The organism is Streptomyces sp. A1136, from assembly GCF_004795055.1.
Classification (GTDB): domain Bacteria; phylum Actinomycetota; class Actinomycetes; order Streptomycetales; family Streptomycetaceae; genus Streptomyces.
Genome location: NZ_SSBJ01000389.1, coordinates 1 through 511, shown reverse-complemented (window position 1 = coordinate 511; position 511 = coordinate 1). Strand labels below are relative to the sequence as shown.

Here is a 511-nt window from a genome sequence, read left to right as displayed (position 1 = left end):
TGCTGTCGTCCGCGCAGCCGGGCACCCGGGCGGTGCTGCTCTCCAGCGGCCCGGGCAGCGGCGCCTGGTTCGAGCACAGCCGCCTCGCCGACGGTGCCGGGCTGGGGCTGGTCCTCCACGACGACCTCGACGTCACTGATGGGCGGGTGGTGCACCGCGACGGCGGCGATCCCATCGGCGTCCTCTACCTGCGCATCGACGTCGAGCTCCGGGACCTGGTGGACGGATCGGGCCGGCCGATCGGGCAGCAGCTGCTCGACGTCGCGATCGACGGCCGGGTCGTCCTCGCCAACGCCCCCGGCAACGGGATCGCCGACGACAAGTCGACCTATCCCCTCGTCCCCGAACTCATCACGTACTACCTCGCCGAGCATCCCGCCCTGGAGTCGGTGCCCACCTACCGCACCGCCGACGAGAGCGAGCGGCGCGGCGTCCTCGAGCGGGTCGGCGAGCTGGTGACCAAGCCGGTCGACGGCTACGGCGGCGCCGGCGTGCTGATCGGCCCCGCGGC

General features: G+C 73.6%; 1 protein-coding gene. It reads left to right on the top strand.

What is annotated here, in order from left to right; genetic code table 11:
• A partial coding sequence (locus tag E6R62_RS39175) for a circularly permuted type 2 ATP-grasp protein (RefSeq protein ID WP_136218061.1) occupies window positions 1-511 on the top strand: 511 nt, incomplete at both ends.